Raw genomic sequence first — 11,959 nt, forward strand, 5'->3', positions numbered from 1 at the left:
GAAGACCTTACTCAAGGGGTCAAAGTTGGATGAAAAAACTCAGCTCAGAGGGGTCAGATTTACGTGGAAATCAACACGCTGACCGCCTCGCGCTGCTTCTCGAAGACCCGCATGCGCTGTTGACGCTCGTTCTTGAGCGTGGTCAGGTCTAGATCCTGTTCGCGAAGCAATCTGTCGATTTCAACCCAGGTTTGCGCATCGCTCGCCCCTTCGCGCCAGCGCTGCAGCAGGGACTGCGCTTTGGCGCCTGCCAGTACCGCCAGCAATTCTTCGCCGTTGAGCTGATAGGTGTCGCGTCGAAGGCTCAGCTCGTGCTCGGTGAGCAGGTGATCCTGAGGGGGGCGATTGGTCAGGCGGATGACTCCGTAGACCGGCACGATGGCCACCGGGACGAGGGCTTGGGTGTCTGCATTCATACTGGTCCCCAGTTTGGGACCAGTTCGCTCACAGTCTTCCGGCGCAACGAGCCCGATCAACCTCGAAGGCTGGCTTGGCGCTGCGCTTCGCGCGCTCAGCCCTTGGCGATGGCAAGCGCCTGGCGCTTGCCCAGCTTGAGGGCCTCCTGGATGTTCTGTCGCTGGGCCTGGCGCGGCTGCACACTGCCGGTTTCCCACTTGTAGATCGACAGCGAGGAGACGCCCACCAGCTTGGCCATCTGTGCCTGGGTGAGGCCCAGCCGGCGTCGATGGGCGACAAAGGCTTGGTGGTCGAACTTCCCCGCTGCAGCGCGCTGCGCACGCGGCGCGCGTTGTGTGGGCTGATTGGGGGCGGCGCTGTTGGCGTCGTTGGCGCTGTTGACCAGCCGAACGATCTGGCGCAAGAGCGTGTCCTGCGCCTTGACGAGTTTTTTCAGGGCGGCGATGTCGCTGCGGTACGCGGCGCTCGCCTTGCGCAGCGCGGAGATCTCGCCCTTGGTCTCTTTGCGCGCGACTCGCGCGATTTCGCGCTTCATGGATTCTGCGAACGACGTCATTGCCTCATGCCTTCGTTTCGGTGAACACCGCCTCATTCTAGAGGGGGCCAGCTGCTGTGGCGATCCATAGAAAAAGCCCCGGGCTGTGAGGCCGCGGGGCTTGTGCAAGGTGCTTTGCGATCGGCATCAGACCGGCGTGAGTTCGCCGGCTGTGATCGCGTTGTTGGCGCGCTGGAGGTTCGCGGCCATTGCGTTGGCGTGGTCGCTGGTGCTCGGCACCAGGAAGGCGCCGAGCACGGTTTCACCTGGGTTGGCGTTCTCGCACTGCTCGATGGCGTGCCCGATTCCCTCTGCTTGGCAGGAGAACATCAGAGCGCCCTCACCATAGGTGACGATCCAGTGCTCCAAAGCGGACTCGGGATGCGTTTGGTGCTGCACCTGCGCTTGCTCGCTCAGCAGTCCGAGGCGAGCCTCATCGAGCATCTCCTGCGTGATCTCTCGCAGGTCCTGCACGGCGAAGTAGTACTTCACCGCTTCGACGGCCTGGACCTCGTATGGGCCGTAGTGAGCCCAGGCGATGGCATCCACGAACTCGTCGCTGCTCGCGTCTTTGTCCTTGAGTCCGTGAATCTCGGCCAGTGAAAGTTGCAGCAGGTGGGTGGTCGCATCCTTGAGCTCGGGCTTGCCGATGGGGATCGCCATGTCGTTGATCCAGGCCTGCGGCACGAAGGTGACAAGCAGTCGGCGCTGGATTCGGATGTCTTGTTTGATGGTCATGGTTGGGATGGGGTTGGTGCTCGTGGTGTCAGGAGCGTTCAGGTGAGGGCGACGGCAACGCCTTCGGGCTGGCCGCAGGCCTCGGGAACGCACTCGGCCAGAAACTCACCGTTCAACGTGAAGGCAATGGCGCCGTCAGGCGTGACGGCCTCTGTGCCGTGTTGGCGCATGTACATGCGCACTCGTTCGGTGTCGTCATTGGAGATTGGCAGCACGCGCCCGCCAAGTTTGATGAACTTGCGCCAGACATCGGGGTGCTTGCTCGGCGCGCCGCAGGCCAGGCGAACCGGCAGCAGGCTGTAGGCTTTGCGGGAGACGAGGTTGGTGACCGTCAAAGGCTCGGTGGTCGTCAAATGCATCTTGGTTTCCTTGAAACGCCTCTTTCGAGGCAGTGAGGTTGAACCGCAGATGCACCTGTCCCCTGCCGGGGAAGGTCCACCTGCAGGGGCTGGGGGTAACCGGTAGGGTCACTGGCGAGGAGGCCTGAGCGTCTCGCCTACATGGCACAAGTGCCGTGGTGACAACGATTCTGAGTGGTCGGCGGCTGGCGCGCCAGTGATGTGGTCCACAACCGGCGTGGCAACGCGGGTGGAGACCTTCTCGGCGACGGTTTCCGAAGTGGCCGCCATGAAGATCGTCACTGCAGCGCGTGCGGAGCAAGCTGAATGCTCATCGAGGCAACACCGCAAGATTCTTGAGGAGTTCTAGAAGCAGGTTGTCCCGAGGTTCTTAGCCACCAATCGCAAGGCTGCGGCTTGGCACTCCTCGCTTTTGGCTTGGAAAAAAAGAAGAAGCCCCCGACCATCGCGGTCAGGGGCTGTGAGTAGTCGCCCGGGTCTCGGGCGATTTGTGTCGTCACTTCGGCGCCAGTGGTTCAGGCCATGGACCACAGGCCGCGCGCCTCATTGCGAAAGATGTCCGTGTGAAGCTGAAGGGTCTGTCGCACCTTGTCACGCCAGTGCGGGTTCGTGGCGAGCCGTTCGGGTGCTGCCGCGGCGATGGCCGCATACAGCCTGTCCAGGGTCGCTCGCCCGCCCAGCCCTTGCAGGACACAGCGCACGATGTTCTTCCAGGTACCGCTCACGCGGGTGGCCTGTTCCTTGACCATGGTCGAGAGCAACACGACGGCCGAGACGCTGCGCTTCTCCCAGATCAGCAAGTACTCGTGCAGGATTCGCGGCAGCTTCATCGCGCCGTAGCTCTTCGCGTCGGAGACGCAGTTGTGCTGGGTCTTGATGATGACGGCGGCCAGTTCGTTGGCGGGCATGCGCGCGATGATCTCGGCCTGATAGGAGGTGTAGATCCCGTTGCGTCGCCAGTCGCCGATGAGCGTGCCGTAGTAGCCCCCGGGGCGCGTGGCGCGGCGCTGGTTGAGCAACACCATCTGCATCTTCTCGTGGAACTCGGCGTCGTCGGCGCAGTGGCTGAGATCGCCAGGGTCTGGCTCGCTTCCCCACATGCCGCCGGGGCCGCTGTACTTGATCATGCCGCCGTAGGGCGGATGTGAGATGCACAAGTCCGCGTGTTTGCCCACGTGGCAGAGGATGTCCATCGAGACGGCATTGAAGCCTTGGTGCAGGTCCAGGCCATATGCCTCGATGCCCATATCGCACGCAACCTCGACGCTGGTACCGCTGCCGACCATTGGATCGATAAACACCTGCGGGCGCAGCTGCTCGAAAAGGGATCGGTAGACGTGGCCAGAGGCGTTGCCCCGCCACTTGCTTTCGCCCCACGGGCCTCGCTCGGGAAAGCTGATCACGCTGCCGGCCATGCCGGGTTTCGTGGTCTTGGGTTGGTTCATTGTGTGGAACTCCATGTGAATGGGCCACACCCCGCGCGGGAGCTGGCCCCGCTTGGGTTGAATGAGTTGGTGTCTGTCAGCGCGGCGCCGTCTCCGGCGGTTGCTGCAAATGGCATGGTGCCAGTTCGTCGCCGATGGTAGGCAGCGCGCCGCCTTGCTGCAAGTGATGTCGCTCAGCTACCCATTTGCCGTGCGCACAAAAAAAATGGGCGACCGTTTCGGGTCGCCCTTTCCTTGCGTTGGCGTTGTTTTGAGCCTCATGCCGCAAGCAGCATGCCGGGCTGGTTTGCAACCCTGCTCTCGATGCGCTGCAGGGCAGCGCTCATCCAGCGGTCCATCTCACTGCAGCGGTGCAGCATGGAGTTGGAGATGCCGGCGTGGTGAGCCTTTAGGCGCGCGCCAAAGTCGTAGGCCATCGAGTCCGCAGATGCGACCCATCTCTGGTCACCCAGTTCGCTCAACGCCTCACCCTTGACCCCGAAGAGGTGCAAGCGGCTGCCGGTCGGAAGCTGACCTTTTAGGCGATCGAGGATCGCGTACAAGCCGTGTGTGGTGTGCTTCAGGGGCCTGCGACACACTGAACCGACGCCGATGAGGGCGGGCGGTGCCAGCCAGGGTTGCCAACGCGACCAGACTTGTTGCATCAGTTCCAGGCTGCGCTCGTAGTGCTGCACGCTCCAGCCCTGGATGACTGGGACTGGCGGCGGCAGCATGTTGGCAACCACGCGCTCGCTGGAGGTCTTGGCAAGCTCGTTCTGCCACTCGTAGAGGATGCGCAGCACGCCCTCAAGGAAGGTGGCCGTGGCACGGATGCGAAAGTCGATCTCCTCCTCGCTTTGCGTGATCTCGGGCTCGACGCAGCAATCAGGTTGGCTCCACCAGGAAGCTCCTGACGCGGTGGCGAACTCGATGTATTGCGCGTACGACCAGGGGAAGATGCCGCCCAGGCCTTGCTGTCGGCCGTGGTTTTTCCACATCTTCATGGCGACGAAGCCGGCGCTGTCCATGGCGAAGTCGGTCTCGCTGAGGTCGGTGGCTTCGGGAAACCGGAAGGCCTGCTGCTGTTTCGACCAGAAGGCGTTGGCAGAGACCATCACCGGGTATTCCTGATTGAAGGCGTGCGCGGCCATCCTTGACGTTGCACTTGGCCAGCGACTTGACCTCGGTCGGCTCCAGGATGAAGGCGGTGGGCGCGGTGGCCACCCGATTGAGGATCACCCAGTACTGGCCCATGACCTTGTCCAGCGAGCTGCCCAACGGCACGGCTGCGCGAGCACTGAGTGCCTTCACCTGGATGCTGATCATGCGGCTGGCGCCTTGGTCGTAGGCGATCACGTCCACGCCGCGGGCGTTGCGCGCTGTCGGCATGACGTTCCAGCCCATCAGCGAGAGGCGGTAGCAGCAGTAGTACAGGCCCACGTTGCCCGTGATCTGTGGGTCCAGGCGCAGAGTTTTCGGGTTTACTTCGCCCGTCGTCTCGTTCAGTTGTCTCATAAGAGCCTGATATTGGATATTTGTATGCTCATTCTGACGATTGTTAGCTGATTTCGGATAGTTATTGCAGTGGTGCTTGTGCCGCGATCGCTGCTGCTTATAATCCGATTTCGGATAGTTATCCGCGTTTTTTCGTGATAATTTGTCAATATCGGATTGTTATGCAGTCAACTCATACCACCGACGAACTCCTTCTCGAACTGGGAGAGCAACTGCGCTCCCAACGGCTGCGCATGAACCTCACGCTGGAGGACGTGGCCAAGGACGCAGGCGTTTCAATCAACGTGGTGCGCCGCCTGGAACTAGGCGAGGGCGCGACGTTGGGCTCATTCGTCTCGGTGCTCAGGGTACTGGGGCGCGCGGATTGGCTGGCCACTCTCAAACCGCCCGTGACCATCAACCCGCTAGACATGCTGCGCCAAGTCGAGCAGCGCCAACGCGCGAGCAAGCCCCACGGCGTCAACCGCAAGAACTGAAACCCATGGCCACAACCAAACCGAAATCCAAGCCCACACGCAAGAGCCCCTACAGCCCCGTGCGCGCGGTCGAGGTCCGCGCCTGGGGCAAACTGGTTGGCGCGGTTGCTCTGGAGCCCACGAAGAACTACTACGCATTCAGCTACGACCCTTCCTGGGTCAAGCGAGGCATTGAGTTGGCGCCGCTGCGGATGCCGCTTGAACAGGCCAGCGAGCCCTTCCTGTTCACGGATCTCCCCGAGGCGACCTACAAGCGCTTGCCGGCGATGCTGGCCGATGCGCTGCCCGACGACTTCGGCAATGCCCTCATCGATGCCTGGATGGCCGAGCGAGGCTTGAGCAAGGGCATGGTGAGCGCGCTCGATCGCCTGGCCTACATGGGAAAGCGCGGCATGGGCGCTCTCACTTTCGGGCCGTTGCGTGGCCCACCAGCGAGCAAGCCCACGGTGATCGAGATGGGCAAGCTGGTCGAGTCGGCCCGAAAGGCGGTGCAAGGTGACTTCGATGGTGACGACCACGCCATCACCGCCCTCAAGCAGATCATCCAGGTAGGCACCTCCGCGGGTGGCGCGCGTGCGAAGGCGACCATCGCCTGGAACCCGATCACAGACGAGGTTCGCACAGGTCAGTTCGATATCCCAGACGGGTTTGAGGCCTGGCTGCTCAAGTTTGACGGGATGGGCGTGGACAACGAGCTGGGCCCGTCCAAGAGCTACGGACGCATCGAGTACGCCTACTATCTGATGGCCGATGCCGCAAACATCGACATGTCGCCATGCCGGCTGCTTCGAGAAAACGGCCGCGCGCACTTCATGACCAAGCGATTTGACCGCGAGGGCAATGAGCGGCTGCACATGCAGACCCTGTGCGCAATGGCACACCTGGACTACAAGCTGGTTGGCACGCACAGCTACAACCAGTTGCTGCAGACCGCCCAGGCACTCAAGCTTGATCGCAAGGCCATGGTGCAACTGCTGCGCCGAATGATCTTCAACGTGCTGGCCGTCAACAATGACGATCACACCAAGAACTTCTCCTTCCTGCTGCGACAGGGGGAGCAGTGGGAGCTTGCCCCGGCGTACGACATCACGCATGCCTACCGTGTCGATAGCGACTGGGTGAGCCAGCATCAGATGTCCATCAATGGCAAGTTTGACCGCATCACTCTCGCCGATGTGCGGGTGGTGGCAGATCGATTCGGTCTCCTCGCAGACCTGGCTGCTGCGGTGGAGGATGTACGCAGAGCGGTCAGCCGATGGGTTGAGTTCGCCGATGAAGCGCAGGTGGATCCAATTGAGCGCGATGAGATCGAGCGGCAGATGGGCGAGCGCGACCGGGTGTTTTGAGCCCCACTTCCCTGGCGTCGGAGAAGCACAAATACAAGTCGCACGCAGCGGGCATAGACTCGGTGGTCCATGAAGCGTGAAATATCAGTGAAACTGCGCCTGGTGTGGCTCCCGTCTGAATTTCGGGAATCGGGCCGGGGCTTTGAAGTGGTCTGTCAGAGCGCACCCTGGGCGCCAAGCGGGTGCATCCCAATGGACCTTTGGCAAAAGTACGTACCGCAGCCGGATGTCTCTGGGATAGCACTTCTCATCGACACGGACGCAGATGAGCCGTCCCCTCTGCCTCGAGACACTGAATTCCTGCTCATGGTCACACACGACAACGGCGAGCCCGGGACAGGACGGGAAGCCTTCTACGACTGGCACGCCCTGGATTTCGACAGCGCACAGTTGTTTTGCCGCCAGGAGTACGGTCAAGACGTTGAGACCCTGGCGCACGCCGCGCGCGAACTTGTACAACTGCCTGCAGCCGGCACAGCACATTGACACCCTCCGCCTTGGTGTCCATCACGTCCGACTGACAGATCCAAATGAAAAGCCCCCTGCAGATCGCTCTGCGGGGGGCTTTTCGTTTCGAGTTGCAGGCCTTGCGGGGTGCCTTTTCAGCCCCTCAAGGCTCAGTTGGTTGGTTCCAGTTCTTCACGCGCCTCGCGAGCCGTGCGGAACTCCTGGTGCACGCGAAAGCCCTGCATGAAGGCGATCCATTGGGCGGCCTGCTCCTCGGTGTCGAAGTAAGCCTGCACGTCGGGCTCGCCCTGGTCGGTGCGCAGCACGGCCACGCGCGCGGACTTGACGGAGCCGCTGGCCTCGCCGAGGCGAAACTGCGGCAGCACGTAGTTGTTGGCGCGGTAGACCTCCTGGGCACGGCGTACGTCGACGATGCGCACGATGCCGGCGGTGTTGATCGCATCGCCGAACGAGCCGGTCGTGATGTTGCGTTCATCGTCCAGCAACGGCTCGATGAGCAGGGGCACGCGCATCGGGCCCATGCTGCGGGAGACAAAGCCCACGGTGCTGAACCGCTCGCAATAGTCGCGGTCGGTTTCGGTGCAGCCGTAGAACAGACGCAGCATCGTGCCTTGCTCGCGGAAGTCCTCATAGCTCGCGCGCGCTGCTTCCAGGATCTTGGCGACCTTGGCCGGCGTTCCGGGTCGGTACCAGGTCTTTTTGGAAACTTGGTGGCTGGCGTACTGCCCTACGAGGGAGCGGTGTAGCGCGTAGCACTCGCGCGTGCCGAGCATGGAAGCGTCGGGCTCGGGCAGCTTCATGAGGCAGGCCAAGTGCTTGACTTCGGCAAAGCAGTTGTCGAAGCCAAAGCAGCTAAAGCCGCCGGCGGCGTTGGCGATGACGTAGAGGCGCTGCTCGAGGTTGAGGCCGAGGCCGTCGACGAGTTGCACGGGGTTGGTAGGGGTGGCGTTCACGATTTGCTCCGCTGTGGGATCGGGCAAACCATCTTCCCGCCCGGGAAGTGGTTTCCCGGTGGGGTTGGGGTCAATGTCGGCAGGCGCCGACGCGGTTGACTCAGGGGTCAGTGCCTGGCCATTGTTCTGCGCTGGCGCCGCGTGCGCAAGCGATGTGGCTCACGGAGCACCACGGCATCGCGCTGGCTTGATGTTTCTGCGAGCGACCGTAGACTCGATGCAAGCGCGTTCATGCCGCATCGCCCATTCAACCCCCCAACATCAGGCCAATGGCAAAAAACACACTCGTCATCACCGAGAAGCACCGACACGCGCTACGTCAAGTCGTCGAGGTTTTTTGCGAGAAGCGCTTTCGCCGCTCTGATCTGTCGGAGCGGATCTATCCGATGACCTCTCCCAGAAGCCGGGAGAGGGCTGACGCGATAAGCGACCGTGTACTACGGGAGGCGGCGGCCGCAGGCAAGATTCGTCGCGAGGGCCATCAGCATTGGGCGAAGGTCGGACATGGCAGGACGCTCATTGATGGGTCGACAGTCGCGGAACTCGCGGTACCCCAGGAGTTGAAGCTGGACACGAAATGCCCTGCGAAGTGGCTCGCCGTTGACTTGGAGACGGGGGATGTTTGGCGTGGAACGACCAGCGGGTGGAAACGGCTGGAAGAACAAAGGCGCCAGACACTGCTAGGCCTGCTCGGCTCCAAGCCGTAGCTCGCAAGGCGCGCCGCCCCATCGACCCCATGAGGGTGGCAAAAAGATCGTAAGTGCTTGAATTTACTGGGGAACAATCTAGAAACCCTGACAAATGTGCAAGCCGATTTTTGGGGTTTTGGTTCTGAATTCTCCTGGGAAGCCACCGCGTTTGTCAGGACTGGCAAGGGCGAAATTCCACATTTGGTTGACTCGCCCGGGCGCCCGTGAGACCATCACGTCCAAGACGCAGCTCTTACCAGCGGGAAATACGGGGCTGCTGCCGTCCACGCGAGTGGATCCCACCTGGAGTGGGTGTAAAGAGAGCCCCGCATGCGGCAGCCACCTTCGGGTGGCTGTTGTCTTTTCAGGCTCTGATTGTCCGGCCGTCGTACACCGCCTTGAGCAGCACATTCAAGTTGACCTTGCGCGCATTGCGTTGACGTTGGGTCAGTTCGTCGAGCAGGTATGCGCTCTGCACACGCAGGATGATGCGCTTCTTGCGCGCCGCGTCCTTGCGCACCTCGAAGAAGACCGAGTAGCAGGCCGCCTTTCCCTCGCGGTCGACAGTCTCGAACGTAAGGAAGTTCTGCGTGCTGCCGCCCAGCACCTTGATGTGCCGTTCGTGGAGCTGCTGGATCAGCGTGGGCAGGTGCCGGCGAGACAGCTCGTAGCGCTCGGGGTCGAGGACGCGTCGGACGTTTCCCTCCATGAACCACTCGTCCTTCGGGATGTCGTCGCGGTCTTCATGATCGAGCCCATGGGTGAAGCAGTGGCACGAGAACAACACCACCACGTCGACCATCAAGGTCTCGCTCAAGGCCGCTCGAAAGGCGAATGGATCGAGGTGAGACAGGTTCCAGGCCTCCCCGCGGTAGACGACGCCCGAGAAGCGGTAGCCGCCGGCCACGTCGGAGTGAGCATCGATCAACGGTGGTGCCTGCGTCATGTTCAATCCTCGCCTGTGGCTGTTCCTACGACGGTAGTGTGACGTCACGACCACCACTCGCCGCCCGGGCGGGAAAGGAATTTGTCACCCGGGCTACAGAACCTTGCATGCTCAGCGGCGTCTGGGGAAGCGGCCGATTGACGTGATCGCGTCGCGCTCATCGCACAGTGCTTCCAGGGGGTTCTCGCTTTCGTAGCGATCGATGGCGTGCTCGGTGAGGATGAAGGCCCACCAGGTCTGAGGCGCCCACGTCACGCGGGCTTTCAGGCCACCTCGGCCGTGCGCCTGGATGCCACGGATCGCGATGCCGTGCTCGCTGACGGCCGTGACCTCGGCGCGCATCAGGGGTGGGAGCGCCTCGAGCTTGTTGTCCCCCAGCAGGCGCGCCACCAGCATCGTCTCGTCGCCGCGCTTCCGAATGTTGGCTCTATGGGCACCGTTTGCGCATGGGCGCCAGAATACAGCCATGAACCCGACCCTGTTGCGCAAGCCGGGGGCACCTCCCACCATGCTCGAGGAGCGCCGCCTGCCCCTGGCGCCTGAAGCCTACGCGGTGAGCCGTCCCACGCCGGATGTCTGGGTGGTGCGAGTGGTGGCCACTGGACAGGAGGTGTACCGTGGGCCTGGCCCTGCCGTGGTTGTGCGCTCGCCGGCGCCGTTCTAGGAGATCGGGATGGCAAACGGGCCTGAAGAGGAGGACGACTGGGAAGTAAGCCCCATGGACTGGCTGGACACCCTGCCTCCCGATCTGGAACCTCGCCAACGTGAGGCTATGAACCCGAAGGCAATCGAGCGCTACGAGAGGCAGCAGGCGCTTTGTATCGAGGCCATACGGCATGGCCGCGCCGGCAACCCCAGGACCATCATCTGGACGCCGAGGCGCACCAGGTACTGGTTCAACTTTGGCACCCACGAATGGTCCGTGCCGTTCTCGCCAGACGACTACCGTGTGGAGCAGCAGGATGACCTGTGGCTGGTGTTCTTCATCCCCACCGGCGCCGAGATCTATCGCGGCGCCGGTCCCGTCCGCGTATACAGCGCACCTCGCTGAAAGCGAAAAACCCCCACCAGCCAAAGCCATTGGGGGCGAATCGGCCGGAGTGCAATGGCAACGTGTGGCGCCGCCACCGTCCGAGGAGACAACTGGTTCAGGGCGGAGCGCGGGTGCCCGTGGTCTTGCAGGCTTCGAGCGCGGCGCGCAGCTCGCCCTCGTAGCCGTCGCGCAGCGTATGGTCAGCGCGCAGGTGGCGGGCCTGCTCATGCACCGCCAGGCCTTCGGGCATGGTGTCGATGGCCAGGGCCGGGCGGGCCGGATCTTCCTCGTCACATGCAACCGGTGGGCGAATGAAAGATCACAAAATCGCCAAGCTGGTGAACGACCTGCGAGACGTGGCAATCGAGTTCCGCGACCGCAGCAGCTTCGGGAGCGAATCGTCCATCTGGTTGTGCCACCCCATGCAAGAGGCCCGCCGACCCAATGGGACTGGCAGGCCTCTGACGGTTCCCCAAAGCTGATTCGTCACTCAGCGAGGGGGCAAATCCTCTTCTGCCGAAAAACACGCCTGGTGAAGCTGCAACACCACAGTGAGCAGCTTGAACATCGCATACGAGAACACGAAGAACGTGAGCGGGATGCAGACAAGAAACAGCAACGCGCCAAGCGCGGGCAGGACTGCGACGTTCGATAGTTGGCATTCGAAGTACGCGTTGTCGATTAGCGACAGAGGCACACTGTCGCCGGTTCCAACGGATCCGCTGGGCGCATGAAGGAGCAAAACCGCAAGCCCGAACAGAGCGGGAAGAATGGCAACGGGCGCGATCGAGCGCCAAAGAGAGCCTTCTGGGTGGTTTTTCATGCTCATTGAGTTTGCGCTACGTTCCATTCGGGATCAATGTCGGAATGCGCCAATGCATTGTCTCAGGAGTCAGTGCCTGGCCATTGTTCTTCGCTGGCGTCGCTCAGGCTAGCGCATCGGTTTCCCGCGCGCTGTGCCAATAGGCGCGTTGCGCCCCGTTTGTTGATTTCAACGCAATCCTGACCCCGGTTTTCCATCCAATATTGACCCCACCTGTTGGGGTGTAGCCGGGCTACG

At 62.2% G+C, this 11,959-nt stretch carries 17 protein-coding genes; 6 read left to right on the forward strand and 11 right to left on the reverse strand.

Going from position 1 to position 11,959, the window contains the following annotated elements; all coding sequences use genetic code 11:
* Positions 1–59: 59 nt before the first annotated feature.
* The 6 genes from BN948_RS24760 to BN948_RS27425 all read right to left on the reverse strand — a co-directional run bounded on the left by BN948_RS24760 (position 60) and on the right by BN948_RS27425 (position 4,624).
* The gene (locus BN948_RS24760) at positions 60–416 is read right to left on the reverse strand and encodes a hypothetical protein (RefSeq protein WP_035624618.1); all 357 of its coding nucleotides are present in this window, start codon (positions 414–416) and stop codon (positions 60–62) included.
* A gap of 95 nt (positions 417–511) precedes the next feature.
* A complete protein-coding gene (locus BN948_RS24765; RefSeq protein ID WP_162182758.1) occupies positions 512–952 on the reverse strand; it encodes a helix-turn-helix domain-containing protein in 441 nt (146 codons plus the stop codon).
* A gap of 147 nt (positions 953–1,099) precedes the next feature.
* Complete coding sequence (locus BN948_RS24770) at positions 1,100–1,690, reverse strand: hypothetical protein (protein WP_035624624.1); 591 nt, start codon at positions 1,688–1,690, stop codon at positions 1,100–1,102.
* A gap of 38 nt (positions 1,691–1,728) precedes the next feature.
* A complete protein-coding gene (locus BN948_RS24775; RefSeq protein WP_156037855.1) occupies positions 1,729–2,043 on the reverse strand; it encodes a hypothetical protein in 315 nt (104 codons plus the stop codon).
* A 521-nt stretch (positions 2,044–2,564) separates the two neighbouring features.
* Positions 2,565–3,494, reverse strand: a complete 930-nt coding sequence (locus BN948_RS24780; RefSeq protein WP_238327263.1) for a hypothetical protein — start codon at positions 3,492–3,494, stop codon at positions 2,565–2,567.
* Positions 3,495–3,751: 257 nt separating this feature from the next.
* Positions 3,752–4,624, reverse strand: coding sequence for a deazapurine DNA modification protein DpdA family protein (locus BN948_RS27425; protein WP_138820349.1), 873 nt, complete (start codon positions 4,622–4,624; stop codon positions 3,752–3,754).
* A 2-nt stretch (positions 4,625–4,626) separates the two neighbouring features.
* Between BN948_RS27425 and BN948_RS24790 the strand changes: the two genes are divergently transcribed.
* From BN948_RS24790 to BN948_RS26855, 4 genes are all read left to right on the forward strand, one after another.
* Positions 4,627–4,821, forward strand: a complete 195-nt coding sequence (locus tag BN948_RS24790; protein WP_035624630.1) for a hypothetical protein — start codon at positions 4,627–4,629, stop codon at positions 4,819–4,821.
* A 328-nt stretch (positions 4,822–5,149) separates the two neighbouring features.
* Positions 5,150–5,464: a helix-turn-helix domain-containing protein gene (locus BN948_RS24795; protein WP_009515046.1), complete on the forward strand. Its 315-nt coding sequence runs from the start codon at positions 5,150–5,152 to the stop codon at positions 5,462–5,464.
* A gap of 5 nt (positions 5,465–5,469) precedes the next feature.
* Complete coding sequence (locus BN948_RS24800) at positions 5,470–6,810, forward strand: type II toxin-antitoxin system HipA family toxin (protein ID WP_009515044.1); 1,341 nt, start codon at positions 5,470–5,472, stop codon at positions 6,808–6,810.
* Positions 6,811–7,116: 306 nt separating this feature from the next.
* Entirely contained in the window at positions 7,117–7,296 is a 180-nt protein-coding gene (locus tag BN948_RS26855) for a hypothetical protein (protein ID WP_009515042.1), read from the forward strand.
* 131 nt (positions 7,297–7,427) lie between these two features.
* On the opposite strand, the gene BN948_RS24810 is transcribed toward BN948_RS26855, so the two are convergent.
* The 3 genes from BN948_RS24810 to BN948_RS24825 all read right to left on the reverse strand — a co-directional run bounded on the left by BN948_RS24810 (position 7,428) and on the right by BN948_RS24825 (position 10,256).
* On the reverse strand, positions 7,428–8,231 hold the full coding sequence (locus tag BN948_RS24810) for a hypothetical protein (protein WP_035624637.1): 804 nt from the start codon (positions 8,229–8,231) through the stop codon (positions 7,428–7,430).
* Positions 8,232–9,284: 1,053 nt separating this feature from the next.
* Complete coding sequence (locus BN948_RS24820) at positions 9,285–9,866, reverse strand: hypothetical protein (protein WP_035624643.1); 582 nt, start codon at positions 9,864–9,866, stop codon at positions 9,285–9,287.
* A gap of 111 nt (positions 9,867–9,977) precedes the next feature.
* Entirely contained in the window at positions 9,978–10,256 is a 279-nt protein-coding gene (locus tag BN948_RS24825) for a hypothetical protein (RefSeq protein ID WP_138820347.1), read from the reverse strand.
* A 76-nt stretch (positions 10,257–10,332) separates the two neighbouring features.
* Here BN948_RS24825 and BN948_RS26860 point away from each other — a divergent pair, with 76 nt between their 5' ends.
* Together BN948_RS26860 and BN948_RS24830 are read left to right on the forward strand one after the other, a co-directional pair.
* Positions 10,333–10,530 (forward strand): hypothetical protein, encoded by a 198-nt coding sequence (locus BN948_RS26860; RefSeq protein WP_138820345.1) that lies wholly within the window; start codon positions 10,333–10,335, stop codon positions 10,528–10,530.
* A gap of 54 nt (positions 10,531–10,584) precedes the next feature.
* The gene (locus BN948_RS24830) at positions 10,585–10,917 is read left to right on the forward strand and encodes a hypothetical protein (protein WP_138820343.1); all 333 of its coding nucleotides are present in this window, start codon (positions 10,585–10,587) and stop codon (positions 10,915–10,917) included.
* A 97-nt stretch (positions 10,918–11,014) separates the two neighbouring features.
* On the opposite strand, the gene BN948_RS27525 is transcribed toward BN948_RS24830, so the two are convergent.
* Together BN948_RS27525 and BN948_RS24835 are read right to left on the reverse strand one after the other, a co-directional pair.
* Complete coding sequence (locus BN948_RS27525; protein ID WP_272945559.1) at positions 11,015–11,149, reverse strand: hypothetical protein; 135 nt, start codon at positions 11,147–11,149, stop codon at positions 11,015–11,017.
* 240 nt (positions 11,150–11,389) lie between these two features.
* Positions 11,390–11,728 carry a hypothetical protein gene (locus BN948_RS24835; RefSeq protein WP_035624652.1) on the reverse strand — a complete coding sequence of 113 codons (339 nt, stop codon included), beginning with the start codon at positions 11,726–11,728 and terminating at the stop codon, positions 11,390–11,392.
* Positions 11,729–11,959 lie beyond the last annotated feature (231 nt).

It is taken from the genome of Hydrogenophaga intermedia (genome assembly GCF_000723405.1).
Taxonomy (GTDB): Bacteria; Pseudomonadota; Gammaproteobacteria; order Burkholderiales; family Burkholderiaceae_C; genus Hydrogenophaga; species Hydrogenophaga intermedia.